The 18,262-nt window shown below is 72.0% G+C and carries 14 protein-coding genes; 7 read left to right on the top strand and 7 right to left on the bottom strand.

Annotation, left to right across the window (positions count from 1 at the left end):
• Positions 1-141 precede the first annotated feature (141 nt).
• The 5 genes from ACWGN5_RS29280 to ACWGN5_RS29260 are packed head-to-tail and all read right to left on the bottom strand — an operon-like array spanning position 142 to position 5,561.
• Entirely contained in the window at positions 142-1,452 is a 1,311-nt protein-coding gene (locus ACWGN5_RS29280) for a DUF58 domain-containing protein (protein ID WP_453520604.1), read from the bottom strand.
• Between the two features lie 12 nt (positions 1,453-1,464).
• Positions 1,465-2,448, bottom strand: coding sequence for an AAA family ATPase (locus ACWGN5_RS29275; RefSeq protein ID WP_369144551.1), 984 nt, complete (start codon positions 2,446-2,448; stop codon positions 1,465-1,467).
• Positions 2,445-3,653 (bottom strand): DUF4350 domain-containing protein, encoded by a 1,209-nt coding sequence (locus tag ACWGN5_RS29270; RefSeq protein WP_453520601.1) that lies wholly within the window; start codon positions 3,651-3,653, stop codon positions 2,445-2,447. The genes ACWGN5_RS29275 and ACWGN5_RS29270 overlap by 4 nt, the downstream gene beginning before the upstream one ends.
• Positions 3,650-4,342: a DUF4129 domain-containing protein gene (locus tag ACWGN5_RS29265; protein WP_453520600.1), complete on the bottom strand. Its 693-nt coding sequence runs from the start codon at positions 4,340-4,342 to the stop codon at positions 3,650-3,652. The genes ACWGN5_RS29270 and ACWGN5_RS29265 overlap by 4 nt, the downstream gene beginning before the upstream one ends.
• A gap of 4 nt (positions 4,343-4,346) precedes the next feature.
• Positions 4,347-5,561 carry a DUF7544 domain-containing protein gene (locus ACWGN5_RS29260; RefSeq protein ID WP_453520598.1) on the bottom strand — a complete coding sequence of 405 codons (1,215 nt, stop codon included), beginning with the start codon at positions 5,559-5,561 and terminating at the stop codon, positions 4,347-4,349.
• Positions 5,562-5,891: 330 nt separating this feature from the next.
• Between ACWGN5_RS29260 and mtrA the strand changes: the two genes are divergently transcribed.
• The 6 genes from mtrA to ACWGN5_RS29230 all read left to right on the top strand — a co-directional run bounded on the left by mtrA (position 5,892) and on the right by ACWGN5_RS29230 (position 13,382).
• Complete coding sequence (mtrA, locus tag ACWGN5_RS29255; RefSeq protein ID WP_010356958.1) at positions 5,892-6,569, top strand: two-component system response regulator MtrA; 678 nt, start codon at positions 5,892-5,894, stop codon at positions 6,567-6,569.
• A gap of 1 nt (position 6,570) precedes the next feature.
• The gene (gene mtrB, locus ACWGN5_RS29250; RefSeq protein ID WP_453520595.1) at positions 6,571-8,559 is read left to right on the top strand and encodes an MtrAB system histidine kinase MtrB; all 1,989 of its coding nucleotides are present in this window, start codon (positions 6,571-6,573) and stop codon (positions 8,557-8,559) included.
• 91 nt (positions 8,560-8,650) lie between these two features.
• Positions 8,651-10,414, top strand: a complete 1,764-nt coding sequence (locus ACWGN5_RS29245; RefSeq protein ID WP_453520594.1) for an LpqB family beta-propeller domain-containing protein — start codon at positions 8,651-8,653, stop codon at positions 10,412-10,414.
• A 227-nt stretch (positions 10,415-10,641) separates the two neighbouring features.
• Positions 10,642-11,445 carry a ComF family protein gene (locus ACWGN5_RS29240; RefSeq protein WP_453520593.1) on the top strand — a complete coding sequence of 268 codons (804 nt, stop codon included), beginning with the start codon at positions 10,642-10,644 and terminating at the stop codon, positions 11,443-11,445.
• A 293-nt stretch (positions 11,446-11,738) separates the two neighbouring features.
• Entirely contained in the window at positions 11,739-12,419 is a 681-nt protein-coding gene (gene hpf, locus ACWGN5_RS29235; protein ID WP_369144544.1) for a ribosome hibernation-promoting factor, HPF/YfiA family, read from the top strand.
• Between the two features lie 210 nt (positions 12,420-12,629).
• Complete coding sequence (locus ACWGN5_RS29230; protein ID WP_017237000.1) at positions 12,630-13,382, top strand: response regulator; 753 nt, start codon at positions 12,630-12,632, stop codon at positions 13,380-13,382.
• A 3-nt stretch (positions 13,383-13,385) separates the two neighbouring features.
• Here the strand turns inward: ACWGN5_RS29230 and ACWGN5_RS29225 are convergent, their stop codons facing one another.
• Both ACWGN5_RS29225 and ACWGN5_RS29220 read right to left on the bottom strand, forming a co-directional pair.
• Positions 13,386-14,549 carry a winged helix-turn-helix domain-containing protein gene (locus ACWGN5_RS29225; protein ID WP_453520590.1) on the bottom strand — a complete coding sequence of 388 codons (1,164 nt, stop codon included), beginning with the start codon at positions 14,547-14,549 and terminating at the stop codon, positions 13,386-13,388.
• A 30-nt stretch (positions 14,550-14,579) separates the two neighbouring features.
• On the bottom strand, positions 14,580-15,170 hold the full coding sequence (locus ACWGN5_RS29220) for a GNAT family N-acetyltransferase (protein ID WP_453520589.1): 591 nt from the start codon (positions 15,168-15,170) through the stop codon (positions 14,580-14,582).
• A gap of 239 nt (positions 15,171-15,409) precedes the next feature.
• Between ACWGN5_RS29220 and secA the strand changes: the two genes are divergently transcribed.
• Entirely contained in the window at positions 15,410-18,217 is a 2,808-nt protein-coding gene (secA, locus tag ACWGN5_RS29215) for a preprotein translocase subunit SecA (RefSeq protein WP_453520587.1), read from the top strand.
• The last annotated feature ends 45 nt before the right edge of the window (positions 18,218-18,262 follow it).

Raw genomic sequence — 18,262 nt, 5'->3', positions numbered from 1 at the left:
GGTACTGCAGGGGGGACCCTGTGGGAGAGTAGGACGCCGCCGAACAATCATTGTGGGAAAGCCCCGCACCTCATGGTGCGGGGCTTTTCTGCGTTTACGGCACGGACCCCCTCCCGGAGGGGGCAGTAGACGTCGATGGGTTCAGAGGCGGCCGGCTGCTTTCAGGGCCAGGTAGGCGTCTGCCAGGGCAGGGGCGAGGGTGTCGGGGGTCGCGTCGACGACCGTGACGCCGTGGCGCTGGAGCTGGTCCGCGGTGCGGGCGCGCTGGGACTGGGTCTGAGTGGCCGCTGCTGCTTCATAGACGGCTTCGATCGTGCCGCGGGCCTCGGCCATGCGCGTGACGTGCGGGTCGGCCACGGAGGCCACCAGGACCGTGTGGCGCTGGGCGAGCTGCGGGAGGACCGGGAGGAGGCCCTCCTCGATCGGGGCCGCGTCGAGGCTGGTCAGGAGGACGATCAGCGAGCGGCGTGGAGCGCGGGCCAGGGCCGTCGCGGCCAGGCCGCGCGCGTCCGTCTCCACCAGTTCGGGCTCCAGCGGGGCGAGGGCGTTGACCACGGCCGGGAGGACGTCGCCGGCGGAACGGCCCTGGACCTGGGCGCGGAGGCGGCGGTCGTAGGCCAGCAGGTCCACGCGGTCGCCGGCGCGGGAGGCGAGGGCGGTGAGGAGGAGAGCCGCGTCCATCGAGGCGTCCAGACGCGGGACGTCGCCGACGCGGCCCGCCGAGGTGCGGCCGGTGTCGAGGACGATCAGGATGTGTCGGTCGCGCTCGGGGCGCCAGGTGCGGACCGCGACGGCGGTCTGGCGGGCCGTGGCCCGCCAGTCGATGGAGCGGGTGTCGTCGCCGGGGACGTACTCGCGGAGGCTGTCGAACTCCGTGCCCTCGCCGCGGGTCAGCACGCTGGTGCGGCCGTCGAGCTCGCGGAGCCGGGCCAGGCGCGACGGCAGGTGCTTGCGGCTGGTGAAGGGCGGCAGGACACGCACGGTCCAGGGGACCTCGTGGTGGCCCTGGCGGGCAGCGAGTCCGAGGGGGCCGAAGGAACGGACCGTGATCCGCTCGGCGTGCCGGTCCCCGCGGCGGGTCGGGCGCAGGCTCGTGGTGAGGCGGCGGCGCTCGCCGGCGGGCACGGTCAGCCGGCGGCGCGAGAAGGCCTGCTCGGTGCCGGGAAGCCAGCTGCTGGGCGGCCAGGCGTCGCGGAGCTGGGCGCGGAGGGGCCGGCCGGAGGGGTTGGTGACGGTGAGCTGGACGTCCGCCCCGTCACCGAGTCGAACGGATGTATCACCACTTCGGGTGAATTGGAGCCTTCGTACTGGCGCCGCCAACACGTAGTCGCACAGAATTGCGAGGGAGAGAGGCGCGTTCACCGCAAGCATCCCCGTCCAGCTGGGGGCGAGGATGCCGACGGGGAGCGATCCGAGGGCGGCGAGCAGCGCGGTTCGTCCGGTGAGGGCCATGAGGCGCCGTTCTCAGCGGGGGACGGGGACGTGGGCGAGGATCGAGTTGATGACGGAGTCGGGGGTGACCCCCTCCATCTCGGCCTCGGGCCGCAGGTGGATGCGATGACGCAGGGTGGGGAGAGCGAGGGCCTTCACATCGTCCGGGGTGACGTAGTCCCGGCCGGTGAGCCAGGCCCAGGCGCGGGCGGTGGAGAGCAGGGCGGTGGCGCCTCGGGGAGACACCCCGAGTGTGAGTGAGGGGGATTCACGCGTGGCACGGCAGATATCGACGACATAGCCGGCGATCTCGGCGGAGACCGAGACCTTGGCGACGGCGGCGCGGGCCGCTTCGAGCTCGGCGGGGCCCGCGACGGGGCGGACGCCGGCGGCCTTCAGGTCGCGGGGGTCGAAGCCCTCGGCGTGACGGGTGAGGACATGGATCTCGTCCGCGCGTGAGGGCAGAGGGACCGTCAGCTTCAGGAGAAACCGGTCCAGTTGGGCCTCGGGGAGGGGGTAGGTGCCCTCGTACTCGACGGGGTTCTGGGTCGCGGCGACCAGGAACGGCTCCGGGAGGAGGCGCGGGGTGCCGTCGACCGTGACCTGACGCTCCTCCATCGCCTCCAGGAGGGAGGACTGGGTCTTCGGGGGCGTGCGGTTGATCTCGTCGGCGAGCAGCAGGTTGGTGAAGACCGGGCCGGGCTGGAAGGAGAACTCGGCGGTGCGGGCGTCGTAGACCAGGGAGCCGGTGACGTCGCTCGGCATCAGGTCGGGGGTGAACTGGACGCGCTTGGTGTCGAGTTCGAGCGCGGCGGCCAGTGAGCGGACCAGGAGGGTCTTGGCGACTCCGGGGACGCCTTCGAGGAGGACGTGGCCCCGGCAGAGCAGGGCGACGACGAGACCGGTGACGGCGGGGTCCTGGCCGACCACGGCCTTCGCGATCTCGGTGCGCAGGGCCTCCAGGGAAGCGCGGGCGCTGTCCGAGTCCGTGGCGATCTCGGGGGTCGGGGCGCTCATGAGGTGCGTACCTCTCTTTCGAGGGCGTCGAGTTGGTCCGCCAGGCGGATGAGGGTGGCGTCGTCGGCGGGAGCCGGGCCGAAGAGGAGGTCCTTGGGGTCCGCGGTGGTCTCGGGGAGACGGGCGGAGAGTGCGGGGAGGAGACGGTCGGGGGCGTGGGCGTCCTGGATGGCGACGCCGAGCAGCGGGGCGAGCCGGGAGCGGGTCGCGGTGCGCAGGACGGAGGCGGCGCGGTCGCGGGCGTTCGCCTTGCGGTAGAGGCGGGCGCGGCCCTCGGTGGCCTCCGAGGCGCGGAGGGCCACGGGGAGGCGCTCGGTGACCAGGGGGCCGAGGCGGCGGCCGCGCCAGAGGGCGGCGAGCAGGGCCGCGAGGGCGAGTTGGAGGGCGCCCCACAGCCAGCCCGAGGGGATGAGGGAGAGGAAGTTGCCCGTGGTGTCGTCGGCCGGTGTGTCGGCGGCGGCCGAGGCATCGGCGAGGGAGGGGAGGTACCAGACGAGATGGGGCCGGGAGCCGAGGAGTTGGAGGGCCAGCGAGGCGTTGCCCAGTTGGTCGAGGCGGGAGTTGTAGAGGATGTCGGGCGAGCCGAGGAGGACCGTGTCGGGGCCCGTGCCGGTGTCGGTGGCGGGGAGGTGCAGCAGGGTCGGCAGGCCGTCCGCGTGGTAGCAGGCGGAGGCGGTGGTGCCGGGGGCGGGTTCGTAGCGTTCGCCGCCGAGGTCGACGCTGCCGGCGCGGGTGGCGGCCGGCAGGGTGCAGGCGGGGGTGCGTTCCCGTACCGGGGCGCTCGGGGCGCTGGTGACTCCCGGGGCGAGGGTGGCGAGGGAGGCGCGGCCGGCGCCGATGAGGACCGTGCGGCCGGTGGAGTTCTCCATGGCCGTGTGGAGCGTGGACTGCTGGCTGTCCGTCAGCAGGTCGGGGGTGGTGACCAGGAGGGTCGTTCCGGTGTCCGTCGTGGCGGTGGCTTCGTCGAGGGTGGTGGCGATGGTGACGGTGACGCCGCGGGCCTTGAGGAGCTCGGCGACGGCCAGGCTGCCGTGCGGGTCGGCGGAGCGCGGGTCGAGGGAGCCGTGGGCGTCGGTGGAGCGGACCGTCGCGAGGGCGAGGCCGCCGATCAGGACCAGGGCGAGGACGAGGACCGCGCCGCGGACGCGGGTCCACACCTGGCGGGCGGTGGGGGCGGTCGAGGTGCCGGCGGCCGGGCGGCTCATGCGGGGGTCCCCGAGGAGGCGGTGTCGAGGGTGGGGCGGGTCCGCTCCAGGGCGGTGTCCAGGTCCTCGACGCGGCGGTATGCGGGCTCGTCGGCGGTGCGGCCGCCGTATGTGACGTCGTCGAAGGTGCGGGCCGCGAGGCGCAGGTCGTCCGCGTGCGACGGGAGGGAGCGGCCGGCCTCGGCGGCGGCCTCGTCGGCGGTGCGGCCGGGGCGGGGTTCGAGGAGGGTGCGTTCTTCCAGGGAGCGGACGATGGCGCGCATCCGTTCCTGGACGGCCTCGTTCCAGCGGCCGGCGGAGGCGTGCCGGGCGGCGGCCGCGCGGTGGTCGCGGGCGGTGCGGGGGCCGTCGGCGAAGAGCGAGTCGCCCGTGGTGCCGGGGGACCGGCGCGGGGTGCCGAGGCGCCACCAGAGGGCGGCTGCGAGGGCGGCCACGAGCAGGACGATGACGGCGAGGCCGAGGACGCCGCCCGGGGTGGCCCCCGAAGCGCTGCCGAAGAGGTCGTCGAGCCACTCCCAGAAGCGGTCGAGGCCGCGCTGGAGGAGGTTCGGGTCGTTCTGGTGGTACTTCGGGTCGGACAGCTCCCGCTCCGCCGCCTCGCGGGCGGGGACGCGGGAGATGTCCACCGGTACGTCGCCTTCGGCGCGCAGCCGTACGAGTGCCGCGGCCGTTCCCCCCGTGACCGTCACCGCATCAGCCCCCGACGGTGTCGGTGCCCGGCGTGGGGCCGTAGCCGGGGAGGCCCGCGGCCCGAGCCAGTTCGAGGTCCAGGGCTTCGCGGCGGATGCGCTGGTCCACGTACAGGAGGACCGTGACGCCGGCCGAGATCGGGTAGGTGACGGCGCTGGTGATCACGCCGCCGATGCCCGTGACGATCAGGAACGGCCAGCCGAAGGTGGTGGCGTTGCCGGAGAGCAGGCCCTCGAAGCCTTCTCCGTCCACGGCGAAGCCGATGATGGTGAACGGGATCGCGATGATCATGGCGAAGAGGAAGATCAGCAGCTGGGTCAGCACCGTGATGCCGAAGATCCGCCACCACGAGCCCTGCACCAGCTTCGCCGAGCGCTTCAGCGCCTGGACGACGCCGCGGCGCTCCAGCATCAGGGCGGGGGAGGACAGGCTGAAGCGGATCATCAGCCAGATGGCCGCCACGGCGGCGCCCAGACCTCCGAGGAAGGTCAGGGCCACGCCGGCGGCGCCGCCGATCAGCAGGCCGGGGAACAGGCCGACGCTCACGATCGCCACGGTCATCGCCGCGAGCAGCAGGGTCAGGCCGAGCAGCTGGAGCAGTCGCGGGCGGGCCTCCTGCCAGGCGGAGCCCAGCGAGACCGGGCGGCCGAGGACCGCGCGGCTGATGACGACGGTCAGCAGGGCGGCGCTCACGAGCGACGCCATCATCGTCACGAGCAGTGCGGGGCCCAGGCCGATCAGGGAGGCCTGGGCGGAGTCCAGGGTCTGCTCCAGCTGTTCGGCGGGCGTGGCGTCCGGGTTGAGCTCGGGGGAGGCCGGCACGAGGTAGCGCTGGGCCAGGATGTCGGCGATCTGGGAGATCACCGCGACCGTGACCGTGATGGAGAGGACCGTGCGCCAGTAGGTGCGGAGGGTCTTCACCGCGCCGTCGAGGATCTCGCCCATGCCCAGCGGGCGCAGCGGGATGACTCCGGGCTTGGCGGCCGGGGGCCTGCCCCAGTTGACGTGCGGGGGCGGGGTTCCCCAGTTCTGGCCGGGGGCGGGCTGCGGGGTCCGGTCGGTCGGCGGGGTCCACTGGCCGGCGGGCGGCTGGTCCTTGGACCACTGGGTGGCGGAGCCGTTCGCGTCGGCCGTGGCATGGGGTCCCTGGACCCCGGAGCCGTCCTGGCCGTCGGAGGGGGCGGATCCGGGCGAGGTCCAGCCCGGAGTGTCGTTCACGGTCGTCCACCTCGGAGGAATGGTCGCGGTGCCGGATCGGCGAACCGGCTCGGTCACGGCGGCCGACACCTGACGCGGCGGCGGGCCGGGTGCCATCGTGCCACGCGGGGCCCGCCCGTGGGCCGGAGCCTTGATCTCGTTCGTACCTTTGTCCGGACCTTCATTGTGCGAGCCGTAGGCGGCACACTGTGCGGATGCCCGATCAGGTCGCGCGAACCGTGCGCCGGCGGGCCGAGCGGGCCACCGACCACAAGATCAGGGCCCGGGCTGGGGGAGGCGCTGTGGGACAGGTCACGGCAGGTAACGATTGGCTAATGGGATGATGTCGATATGAAGGGACGCGTTCTTGTCGTCGACGACGACACCGCACTGGCCGAGATGCTCGGCATCGTGCTGCGGGGTGAAGGGTTCGAGCCGTCGTTCGTCGCGGACGGTGACAAGGCGCTTGCCGCTTTCAGGGAGGCCAAGCCCGACCTGGTGCTGCTCGACCTGATGCTGCCCGGCAGGGACGGCATCGAGGTGTGCCGGCTCATCCGCGCCGAGTCCGGCGTGCCGATCGTCATGCTCACGGCCAAGAGCGACACCGTCGACGTGGTCGTGGGCCTGGAGTCCGGCGCCGACGACTACATCGTGAAGCCGTTCAAGCCGAAGGAGCTCGTCGCCCGGATCCGGGCGCGGCTGCGGAGGTCCGAGGAGCCCGCTCCCGAGCAGCTCACCATCGGCGACCTCGTCATCGACGTGGCCGGGCACTCCGTGAAGCGGGACGGCCAGTCCATCGCGCTGACCCCGCTGGAGTTCGACCTGCTGGTCGCCCTGGCGCGCAAGCCGTGGCAGGTCTTCACGCGTGAGGTGCTTCTCGAGCAGGTCTGGGGCTACCGGCACGCGGCCGACACCCGGCTGGTGAACGTGCACGTCCAGCGGCTGCGCTCGAAGGTCGAGAAGGACCCCGAGCGCCCGGAGATCGTGGTGACCGTCCGTGGTGTCGGTTACAAGGCGGGACCGAGCTGACATGAGCGCAGGCAGTACTGCTCCGAGGCCCGGGGACCCGGGAGTCCGTACGGGGCGGACTGCCGGACCGGGGCGGGGGGGCTCGCGATTCGGCCGTCTGCTCCGCAGCAGGGCGGTCCTCCGGCTCTTCGCGCGGCTGGTCCGCCGGCCGCTGCTGCCCGCCGTGCGGCTGTGGCGGCGGAACATCCAGCTGAGGATCGTCGCGGGCACCCTGCTGATGTCCCTCGGGGTCGTGCTGCTGCTCGGCCTCGTCGTCATCGGGCAGGTCCGCAACGGTCTGCTCGACGCCAAGGAGAGGGCCGCCCAGAGCCAGGCCGCCGGAGGGTTCTCCGCCGCCCAGGACCGGGCGGCGACCACCCCCTCGGCGCCCGGGCAGCAGGACGGCGGGCGGGCCGGCTCCTCCGTGAACTGGCGCTCCACGCTGGTCGAGCAGCTCGCCAGCGGTGGCCAGAGCGCCTTCAACGTGGTGGCGCTCTCCCTCGACACCGGTGACACCGCGAGCCGCGGCGCCCGCGCCTCCGGCGAGGTCGACCCGACCACGAGCATCCCGGCGGACCTGCGGCACTCGGTCGCCCAGGGCACCGGGACCTTCCAGAAGTTCACGCGCATCCACTACACCAGCGGCAAGGCCTCCGAGGCCGGCCTGGTGATCGGCAAGCGGCTGAACGACGCCGACGGCGACCAGTACGAGCTGTACTACCTCTTCCCGCTGACCCAGGAGGAGGACTCCCTCACCCTGGTCAAGGGCACCCTGGCGACCGCCGGGCTCTTCGTCGTCGTCCTGCTGGGCGCCATCGCCTGGCTCATGGTGCGCCAGGTCGTCACGCCCGTACGGATGGCCGCCGGGATCGCCGAACGGCTCTCGGCAGGCCGCCTCCAGGAACGCATGAAGGTCACCGGCGAGGACGACATCGCGCGCCTCGGCGAGGCCTTCAACAAGATGGCCTCCAACCTCCAGCTGAAGATCCAGCAGCTGGAGGAGCTCTCGCGGATGCAGCGGCGCTTCGTCTCCGACGTCTCGCACGAGCTGCGCACACCGCTGACCACCGTCCGGATGGCCGCCGACGTCATTCATGAGGCCCGCGTCGACTTCGACCCGATCACCGCACGTTCCGCCGAACTCCTCGGCGACCAGCTCGACCGCTTCGAGTCGCTGCTCTCCGACCTACTGGAGATCAGCCGCTTCGACGCGGGCGCGGCCGCCCTGGAAGCCGAGCCGATAGACCTGCGCCAGGTCGTCCGCCGGGTCATCGGCGGCGCCGAACCCCTCGCCGAGCGCAAGGGCACCCGGATCGTCGTCCTCGGCGACCAGCAGCCCGTGGTGGCCGAGGCGGACGCCCGCCGCGTCGAGCGGGTGCTGCGCAACCTCGTCGTCAACGCCGTCGAGCACGGCGAGGGCCGCGACGTGGTCGTGAAGCTCGCCGCCGCCGGCGGGGCCGTCGCCGTGGCCGTACGGGACTACGGCGTGGGTCTGAAGCCGGGCGAGGCCACCCGGGTCTTCAACCGGTTCTGGCGCGCCGACCCGGCACGCGCGCGGACGACCGGCGGCACCGGCCTCGGCCTGTCGATCGCCGTCGAGGACGCGCGGCTGCACGGCGGCTGGCTCCAGGCCTGGGGCGAGCCCGGCGGCGGTTCGCAGTTCCGGCTCACCCTGCCGCGCACCGCGGACGAGCCGCTGCGGGGCTCCCCGATCCCGCTGGAGCCCGACGACTCCCGGCGCAACCGCGAGCAGGCGGCCGCCCGACGCGAGCAGGAGAGCGGCCGGCTCGCCTCGGTGCCGACGCAGCCCGCGGGCGACCGTCCGGCGCTCGCCGTACCGCCGAGGCTGCCCGCGCCGCCGCGGGCGACCGTCGACCCGACGGCGCTGCCCGGCAGCGGCGCACGGGTCGTGGCGCGAGCGGCGGCCGACGGCGACGGCGGCGGGGCGGGCACGACGACGGCCGGCGGGAACGGACCACTGGAGCGGGAGGACGGAACACGTGGGCGCTGACTCCCGAGCGGAGCACGCGGGGCGGGGACGCGGTACACGCGCGGTGGTCATCGCCGCGTGCGGCGGGCTTCTCGTGACCGGGTGCGCGACGATGCCCGACAGCGGTGACGTCCAGCCGGTCAAGGGCTCCAACACGGGTGACTCGCAGGTGCGGGTCTATGCCGTCGCGCCCCGCGAGAACGCGGACCCGGACGAGATCGTCGACGGCTTCCTGGAAGCCATGACCAGTGACGACCCCGGCTTCGCCACCGCCCGCAAGTACCTCACGAAGAAGGCCGCGCAGAGCTGGAGGCCGGAGCAGAGCATCACCGTGCTCACCACCGCGCCCGACCGCGAGCCGACCGACCGCAACGCCGACCCCGACAACCAGGGCCGCGCCTACCCGCTGTCCGGCCGCAAGATCGCGACGGTGGACGCCCGGCACGCGTACCAGCCGGTCAGCCCCGCCGAGTACCTCCAGTCGATCCACGTCGTGCAGCAGCCCTCGGCGAACGGCAAGGGCAAGGAATGGCGCATCGACAGCCTCCCGCCCGGCCTGGTCCTCGGCGAGGCCGACTTCCTCCGCAACTACCGGTCGGTCAACAAGTACTACTTCGCCTCCGGGGCGGAGTGGGTCGTCGCCGACCCCGTCTACATCCGGCAGCGGCAGGACCCCGTCACCCGGATGGACCCGGTGACGCAGACGGTCAAGGCGCTCCTCGAAGGCCCGACGAACTGGCTGAAGCCGGCCGTCGACTCGCGGTTCCCCTCCGGTACGGAGCTGAAGAGCGGCGTCACCACCCTGACCACGGACGACCAGTCCACGCTGAGGGTGCCGCTCAACCGCAAGGCGGACCGGGCCGACGGCGAGGCGTGCCGGCGGATGGCGGCGCAGCTGCTGTTCACGCTGGGCGACCTGACCTCCGTACGCGTCGAGCAGGTGGAGCTCCTCGGGTCGGCCGGGCAGTCGCTGTGCCGTGTGGGCAAGGGGCAGGCGGTCGAGTTCGCGGCGGTGCGCAATACCGACCGCGAGGAGCACCCCTACTTCGTCGACGAGCACGGCAAGCTGATGAAGCTCCTGGTCGGCGGCAAGGAGGCGGACGCGCCGATCGGGGTGCCGGGGCCGTTCGGCAAGGGCACCGTGCCGCTCGGTTCCGTCGCCGTCGACCACGGCGAGACCCGGGCCGCCGGGGTCGGCGAGGCCGGCCGCCAGCTCCTCGTCTCCTCCATCACCACCGAGCAGGACCCGCTGCCGCCCGTCCTGACCAGCCGGGCCGCCCGGCCGGACGACCGGCTGTCCACGCCCAGCTGGGACGCCAGGGGCGATCTGTGGGTCGCCGACCGGGACCCGGCCGCGCCCCGGCTGTGGATGGTGCCCGGCGGCACCGGTCACCCCGTCAAGGTCCGCACGCCCTGGCTGGGCGACGGCACCCGCATCGAATCCCTGCGGGTCTCCGCGGACGGCGTACGGATCGCCCTGGTCATCACCCAGGGCGAGCGCACGACCCTGCAGATCGGCCGGATCCAGCGGCAGACGGCGGGCGACGAACCGGTGGTCTCCGTCCTCGACCTCCAGCCCGCCGCGCCCCGGATGGAGTCGGTCACGGCCGTCTCCTGGGCGGGGCCCAGCCGGCTCGTCGTCGTCGGCAAGGAGGCGGGCGGCGTCCAGCAGATCCGCTACCTCCAGACCGACGGCTCGACCTCGACGACCTCGGTGCTCCCCGGCCTGAACGGGGTGACGTCGGTGGCGGCGCCGCACACCGACAGGGCGCCGGTGGTGGCCGACTCCGGCGACGACGGCATCGTCCGGCTGGCCCCCGGGACCAACTGGCAGCCGGTCGCCAAGAAGGGCCTCTCGCCCGTCTACCCCGGCTAGGACGCGGCCCCGGGCGGACCGCCGCCGCGAGGGCCGGGCGGACTGCCGGTCGCGGGGGCCGGACTGCCGCCGCGAGGGCCGGGCGGACTGCCGGTCTCGGGGGCCGGGCGGGCGCCTCTGCCTGCCTCCCCGCGCCTCCGTAGCCGTGCACCTGACGTACTTCCGGGATCCCCGGTGGGTTTTCCACAGGGGTGGCCGGGAGGCGTCCGGAGGCGCACAGTGGAGCCATGCGGGGGTGGTGGCGCGAGATCGCCGGGCTGGTGCTGCCGGTCGCCTGCGGAGGCTGCGGCAGACCGCGGACGGAGTTGTGCCCCGCCTGCGCGGACGCCCTCGCCGGGGCGGCACCGCGCCGGGTGCGGCCCTCGCCCGAGCCCGCTGGACTGCCCTCGGTGCACGCTGCCGCGCCGTACGCCGAGGCCGTACGGGAGCTGCTCATCGCCCACAAGGAGCGCGGGGCGCTCACGCTCGCCGGACCCCTGGGCGGCGCCCTCGCCGGGGCCGTGGAGGCCGCTGCCGGGCCCGCGAAGGGACTCGCGGACGGCCCGCTGCTCCTCGTACCGGTGCCGTCCTCGCGGCCTTCCGTACGGGCGCGTGGCCATGATCCGACGCGGCGGATCGCGCTGGCCGCAGCGGCCGGGCTGCGGCGGGCGGGCCGACCCGCCCGCGTCGTGCCCGTGCTGCGGCAGCGGCGGTACGTGGCGGACCAGGCGGGCCTCGGGGCGCGCGGACGGCTCGCGAACCTGTCGGGGGCGCTGGAGGTCGTGCCGGGCGGAGCACGGCTCCTGACGGCGGGAAAGGTGGTGCTCGTGGACGACCTGATGACCACGGGCGCCTCGCTCGCGGAGGCGGCGCGCGCCCTCGGAGCCGTACACCTTCCGTTCATTCGTGGAATACCGCACGGCTTACCGGCCGGTTCGGCGCAGCGCGGAATCGAACAGCGGGTGGCGGCTGTGATCGCATCCTCTCCCGCTTCGTTCGAAATAAACCGGAACTCGCCGGAAACTTCGATCGTTGCAGGTGGTGAGAGGTGAAAGCACCCGAACGGAGGTATGTCGCGGTAGCGGGTGCCGACACCCGTCCGAAGGGGCTATGTTCGGTTGTGAGGAATGGCGAATGCCATCGCCTCACCGAATACATGGTTGCGCCTACAGGACAGGAGTTCAGGGCGAATTAACCTCTTGTCGATGGGGTGGAGATCTTGTCGACTGGGGAGGAGGAGGTCGAAGTCGCCAAGTCCGAGCTCCGGTAACCACCGGAGCTGGTGCAAAGGGAGATGCCCGGCGGCCAAGGAGCCGACCAGGGCGATCCGGGAACGGAGTTCTGCGTGGACATCGTCGTCAAGGGCCGCAAGACCGAGGTGCCCGAGCGGTTCCGCAAGCACGTGGCCGAGAAGCTGAACCTGGAGAAGATCCAGAAGCTCGACGGCAAGGTGATCAGCCTCGACGTCGAGGTGTCCAAGGAGACCAACCCGCGGCAGGCCGAACGGTCCGACCGCGTGGAGATCACCGTCCATTCCCGAGGCCCGGTGATCCGGGCGGAAGCAGCGGCAGGCGACCCTTACGCAGCGCTCGACCTCGCCCACGGCAAGCTCGAGGCCCGACTGCGCAAGCAGCACGACAAGCGGTACACCCGCCGTGGCAACGGCCGGCTGTCCGCGGCGGAGGTCGGGGACGTGGTGCCCGGCGCCGCCAAGCTCAACGGAGACGGCCAACTGGCCGTGGACGAGACCGACAAGGTGCCCACCACGATGATGGGCTCCATCGAGGTCCAGGGCGAAGGCCCGCTCGTGGTCCGCGAGAAGACCCACCGGGCCGCACCGATGACGCTCGACCAGGCGCTCTACGAGATGGAGCTGGTCGGGCACGACTTCTACCTCTTCGTCGACTCCGACACCAAGCAGCCGAGCGTCGTCTATCGCCGACACGCCTACGACTACGGCGTCATCCACCTGGAGAGCGACCCGCTCGCCGAGGGCGGCGGCGCCGGCGGTGCGCTCGGCGGCTGATGCGCCGCCCCGTTCCGCCTCCGAACTGAGGTGTCCCTCTCGGTGCCCCTGGAGCGCACTTCGCGCCCCCAGGGGCACCCCCGTGCGCCCGTGGATCGCCCCGTGGGCGCGCGGGCATGAAATCATGGCGTGCACGCCAACCGGTGCCGAACGGGCACGGGTTGGAGGACCGGAAACGAATTCAGGCCACGGCCTTCAGGGGGAGGAACGATGGCGGACAGCTTCGGGCCGGTGCTCAGCGGGCGCGAGCACGGTGGCGCGGTCCCGGAGGGATCGGATTCGGACAGCGGAGCCTTCCGCAAGGAGCCGATCCGGGTCCTCGTCGTGGACGACCATGCCCTCTTCCGCCGGGGACTCGAGATCGTCCTCGCCCAGGAAGAGGACATCCAGGTGGTCGGCGAGGCCGGTGACGGCGCCGAGGCCGTCGACAAGGCCGCCGATCTGCTGCCCGACATCGTTCTGATGGACGTACGGATGCCCCGGCGCGGCGGCATCGAGGCGTGCACCTCCATCAAGGAGGTGGCCCCCAGCGCGAAGATCATCATGCTGACGATCAGCGACGAGGAGGCCGACCTCTACGACGCGATCAAGGCCGGGGCCACCGGCTACCTCCTCAAGGAGATCTCCACCGACGAGGTCGCCACCGCGATCCGGGCGGTCGCCGACGGGCAGTCGCAGATCAGCCCCTCGATGGCGTCCAAGCTCCTCACCGAGTTCAAGTCGATGATCCAGCGCACCGACGAGCGCCGGCTGGTCCCCGCGCCCCGGCTGACCGACCGCGAGCTCGAGGTCCTCAAGCTGGTGGCGACCGGGATGAACAACCGGGACATCGCCAAGGAGCTGTTCATCTCCGAGAACACGGTGAAGAACCACGTCCGGAACATCCTGGAGAAGCTCCAGCTGCACTCCCGGATGGAAGCCGTGGTGTACGCGATGCGGGAGAAGATCCTGGAGATCCGGTGAGCCTCAGGCGAGAGCCTTGAGCAGGTCGGGCAGGAGCTCCGGGTGGTCCAGACGCTCCACCGTCACCGCGTCGCAGCCCACCCACGCGGCCGCCTCGCGCAGGGCCTTCGCCACCGCCGGTACGGCCTTCGGGCCGTCGAGCGAGACCTGCTTCGCCACCAGCGTCCGGCCCTCCCGCGCCGGGTCCACCCGGCCGACCAGGCGGCCCCCGGCGAGGACCGGCATCGCGAAGTAGCCGTGGATCCGCTTCTGCTTCGGCACGTACGCCTCCAGGCGGTGCGTGAAGCCGAAGATCCGCTCCGTGCGCGGCCGCTCCCAGATCAGCGAGTCGAAGGGCGAGAGGAGCGTCGTGCGGTGCCGGCCGCGCGGCTCGGACGCGAGCGCCGCCGGATCCGCCCAGGCGGGCTTCCCCCAGCCCGCCACCGTCACCGGCACCAGACCCGAGGACTCCACCACCGCGTCGAACTGCTCGGCCTTGATCCGGTGGTAGTCGGCGATGTCCGCGCGCGTGCCCACGCCGAGGGCCTCGCCCGCCTGCCGCACCAGGCGCCGCACGCATTCGGCGTCGTCCAGGTCGTCGTGGAGCAGCGTCTGCGGGATCGCCCGCTCGGCCAGGTCGTACACCCGCTTCCAGCCGCGCCGCTCCGTGACGACCACCTCGCCGTACATCAGCGCCCGCTCCACGGCGATCTTGCTGTCGGACCAGTCCCACCACTCGCCCTTGTTCTTCGCGCCGCCCAGCTCGGTCGCCGTCAGCGGGCCCTGGTCCCGCAGCTGGTCGATCACCGTGTCGTACGCCCCGGCCGACAGCTCGTGGTGCCAGTGCGGGCGGTCGCGGTAGGCGCGCCGGCGGAAGGCGAAGTGCGGCCACTCCTCGACGGGCAGGATGCAGGCGGCGTGCGACCAGTACTCAAAGGCGTGCGCGTCGGTCCAGTACGCCTTCTCCACGTCCGGGCGGCCCACGGCGCCCAGGCGCGCGTACGGAATGAGCTCGTGCGAGCGGGCCAGGACCGAGATGGTGTCCAGCTGGACCTGGCCGAGGGAGCGAAGGACCCCGCGCACCCCGGCCCTGCGGTCGGGCGCGCCGAGGAACCCCTGGGCGCGCAGGGCGATCCTGCGGGCTTCGTCGGCGGACAGTTCGGCGGCGGGGCGCGGCGCAGTCGTCATGGACCGCACCCTAGGCCCCGGCACTGACAGTCACACCGCCTCGGCCGGACGCTCGGGCGCCGGGAGGTACGGCAAGGGGCTCGGCAGGCCGAAGTCGGAGGGGAGCAGGGCGCCGACCCAGGCGTCCCGGAGCGTGCCCTTGTTGGCGAGGCCCGCGCGCTGGACGCCCTCCGGGGCGAAGCCGACCCGCTCGGCCACCGCGCGCGAGGCGGTGTTGCCGACCTCGGCGCGCCAGATCAGACGGGTGCAGCCGAGCCCGGTGAAGGCCCAGTGGGCGAGTGCGCGGACGATCTCGGTCATGTGGCCGGCGCCGCGGTGTTCCTCGGCCAGCCAGTAGCCGATCTCCCAGACGCCGGCGCCGCGACTGATCAGGCTGGCGGCGGCGAGCAGCGGGCCGCCCTCCACGGGTTCGGCGGCGAAGGCGTACTCGGTGTCGTCGCGCCAGCCGTCCGGGACGAGGCGGTGGACGAACAGCTCGGCGTCCTCGCGCTTGTACGGGGAGGGGACGACGGTCCAGCGCTGGATGGCGGGGTCCTGGCAGATGGCGTACACCGCGTCGGCGTCCTCGGGGACGAAGCTCCGCAGTCGCAGGCGGTCTGTGGTGAGGATGATGGGATCCATGCCGGGATTCTGGTGACCGCGCGCACCGGAAGCGAACACTTTTCGGATGGGGCGGCACCTTCCGCCCACCTCGTGCGTTCTCTTTACGGGCGGACGTACGGCTCCGGCACTGCGGGCCTCCCTGCGCGAGGGCGGTCTCGCTTACGATGGCCGTTGCGGTGGGGACCACCTGCCGTGCCCGCGCTCGCGTCCATCACAAGACCCAGTGCCAGGCCCGACCGGCAAGGAGACCAGCCTCAGTGTCCGTCTTCAACAAGCTCATGCGTGCAGGCGAAGGCAAGATCCTGCGCAAACTGCACCGCATCGCGGACCAGGTCAACTCCATCGAAGAGGACTTCGTCAACCTCTCCGACGCCGACCTGCGGGCGCTCACCGATGAGTACAAGCAGCGGTACGCCGACGGCGAGAGCCTCGACGACCTGATGCCGGAGGCCTTCGCGACCGTTCGCGAGGCCGCCAAGCGCGTTCTCGGCCAGCGCCACTACGACGTCCAGCTGATGGGCGGCGCCGCCCTCCACCTCGGCCACGTCGCCGAGATGAAGACCGGTGAGGGCAAGACCCTCGTCGGTACCCTCCCGGCGTACCTCAACGCGCTCTCCGGCAAGGGCGTGCACCTGATCACGGTCAACGACTACCTGGCCGAGCGCGACTCCGAGATGATGGGTCGCGTCCACAAGTTCCTGGGCCTGACCGTCGGCTGCATCCTGGCCAACATGACGCCGGCCCAGCGCCGCGAGCAGTACGCCTGCGACATCACGTACGGCACGAACAACGAGTTCGGCTTCGACTACCTGCGCGACAACATGGCGTGGTCCAAGGACGAGCTCGTCCAGCGCGGCCACAACTACGCCTGTGTCGACGAGGTCGACTCCATCCTCGTCGACGAGGCCCGTACGCCGCTGATCATCTCCGGCCCCGCCGACCAGGCGACCAAGTGGTACGGCGACTTCGCCAAGCTCGTCACCCGGCTGAGCAAGGGCGAGCCCGGCAACCCGCTCAAGGGCATCGAGGAGACCGGCGACTACGAGGTCGACGAGAAGAAGCGCACCGTCGCCATCCACGAGGCGGGCGTCGCCAAGGTCGAGGACTGGCTGGGCATCGACAACCTCTACGAGTCGGTGAACACCCCGCTCGTCGGTTACCTGAACAACGCCATCAAGGCGAAGGAACTGTTCAAGAAGGACAAGGACTACGTCGTCATGGACGGCGAAGTCATGATCGTCGACGAGCACACCGGCCGTATCCTCGCCGGCCGCCGCTACAACGAGGGCATGCACCAGGCGATCGAGGCGAAGGAAGGGGTGCAGATCAAGGACGAGAACCAGACCCTCGCCACGATCACCCTGCAGAACTTCTTCCGCCTCTACGACAAGCTGTCCGGCATGACCGGTACGGCCATGACCGAGGCCGCCGAGTTCCACCAGATCTACAAGCTCGGCGTCGTCCCGATCCCGACGAACCGGCCGATGCAGCGCAAGGACCAGTCCGACCTGATCTACCGGACCGAGGTCGCCAAGTTCGCCGCCGTCGTCGACGACATCGCGGAGAAGCACGAGAAGGGCCAGCCGGTCCTCGTCGGCACCACGTCCGTCGAGAAGTCCGAGTACCTCTCGCAGCAGCTCGCCAAGCGCGGCATCCCGCACGAGGTCCTCAACGCCAAGCACCACGAGCGCGAGGCCACGATCGTCGCCCAGGCCGGCCGCCGCGGCGCCGTCACCGTCGCCACGAACATGGCCGGCCGTGGTACGGACATCAAGCTCGGCGGCAACCCGGACGACCTCGCCGAGGCCGAGCTGCGCCAGGCGGGCCTGGACCCGGTCGAGCACGTCGAGGAGTGGGCCGCGGCCCTGCCCGGCGCCCTGGAGCGGGCCGAGAAGGCCGTGAAGGCGGAGTTCGAGGAGGTCAAGGACCTCGGCGGTCTGTACGTCCTCGGCACCGAGCGCCACGAGTCGCGTCGTATCGACAACCAGCTGCGTGGTCGTTCCGGCCGTCAGGGCGACCCCGGCGAGTCCCGCTTCTACCTCTCGCTCGGCGACGACCTGATGCGTCTGTTCAAGGCGCAGATGGTCGAGCGCGTGATGGCCATGGCCAACGTGCCGGACGACGTCCCGATCGAGAACAAGATGGTCACCCGTGCCATCGCCTCCGCGCAGTCCCAGGTCGAGACCCAGAACTTTGAGACCCGTAAGAACGTCCTGAAGTACGACGAGGTCCTCAACCGGCAGCGCGAGGTCATCTACGGCGAGCGCCGTCGCGTCCTGGAGGGCGAGGACCTGCACGAGCAGGTGCGCCACTTCATGGACGACACGATCGACGACTACATCCGCCAGGAGACCGCCGAGGGCTTCGCGGAGGAGTGGGACCTCGACCGTCTGTGGAACGCCTTCAAGCAGCTCTACCCGGTGAAGGTCACCGTGGACGAGCTGGAGGACGCGGCCGGGGACCGGGCGGGCATCACCGCCGAGTTCATCGCCGAGTCCATCAAGGACGACATCCACGAGCAGTACGACGCGCGCGAGAAGCAGCTCGGCTCGGACATCATGCGCGAGCTGGAGCGTCGCGTGGTCCTCTCGGTCCTCGACCGCAAGTGGCGCGAGCACCTCTACGAGATGGACTACCTCCAGGAGGGCATCGGCCTGCGCGCGATGGCGCAGAAGGACCCGCTGGTCGAGTACCAGCGCGAGGGCTTCGACATGTTCACCGCCATGATGGAGGGCATCAAGGAGGAGTCCGTCGGCTACCTGTTCAACCTGGAGGTCCAGGTCGAGCAGCAGGTCGAGGAGGTCCCGGTGCAGGCGAGCGCTCCGTCGCTCGACAAGGAGGACGTGCCGGCGGGTGCCGGGCGTCCGGAGATCCGCGCCAAGGGGCTCGACGCCCCGCAGCGGCCGGACCGGCTGCACTTCTCCGCGCCGACCGTGGACGGGGACGGCGGTGTCGTCGAGGGCGACTTCGCCTCCGACGACGTGGACTCCGGCGACGGGCTGACCCGCGCGGAGCGCCGCAAGGCGCAGAAGAACGCGGGCGGCGGGCGTCGCCGCAAGAAGTGACGTTCTGAAGCTGTCGAAGGAGGGGTCGGTCGCCCGGGAGGGCGG

Source organism: Streptomyces sp. NPDC055815, from assembly GCF_053616475.1.
This window is presented reverse-complemented; position numbering and strand designations above follow the sequence as displayed.

Excerpts from the sequence above, each read along its gene's own strand:
- ACWGN5_RS29280 (WP_453520604.1), bottom strand. The coding sequence starts at position 1,452 with ATGGCCCTCACCGGACGAACCGCGCTGCTCGCCGCCCTCGGATCGCTC.
- ACWGN5_RS29275 (WP_369144551.1), bottom strand. The coding sequence starts at position 2,448 with ATGAGCGCCCCGACCCCCGAGATCGCCACGGACTCGGACAGCGCCCGC.
- ACWGN5_RS29270 (WP_453520601.1), bottom strand. The coding sequence starts at position 3,653 with ATGAGCCGCCCGGCCGCCGGCACCTCGACCGCCCCCACCGCCCGCCAG.
- mtrA (WP_010356958.1), top strand. The coding sequence starts at position 5,892 with ATGAAGGGACGCGTTCTTGTCGTCGACGACGACACCGCACTGGCCGAG.
- mtrB (WP_453520595.1), top strand. The coding sequence starts at position 6,571 with ATGAGCGCAGGCAGTACTGCTCCGAGGCCCGGGGACCCGGGAGTCCGT.
- ACWGN5_RS29245 (WP_453520594.1), top strand. The coding sequence starts at position 8,651 with ATGCCCGACAGCGGTGACGTCCAGCCGGTCAAGGGCTCCAACACGGGT.
- ACWGN5_RS29240 (WP_453520593.1), top strand. The coding sequence starts at position 10,642 with ATGCGGGGGTGGTGGCGCGAGATCGCCGGGCTGGTGCTGCCGGTCGCC.
- ACWGN5_RS29230 (WP_017237000.1), top strand. The coding sequence starts at position 12,630 with ATGGCGGACAGCTTCGGGCCGGTGCTCAGCGGGCGCGAGCACGGTGGC.
- ACWGN5_RS29225 (WP_453520590.1), bottom strand. The coding sequence starts at position 14,549 with ATGACGACTGCGCCGCGCCCCGCCGCCGAACTGTCCGCCGACGAAGCC.
- ACWGN5_RS29220 (WP_453520589.1), bottom strand. The coding sequence starts at position 15,170 with ATGGATCCCATCATCCTCACCACAGACCGCCTGCGACTGCGGAGCTTC.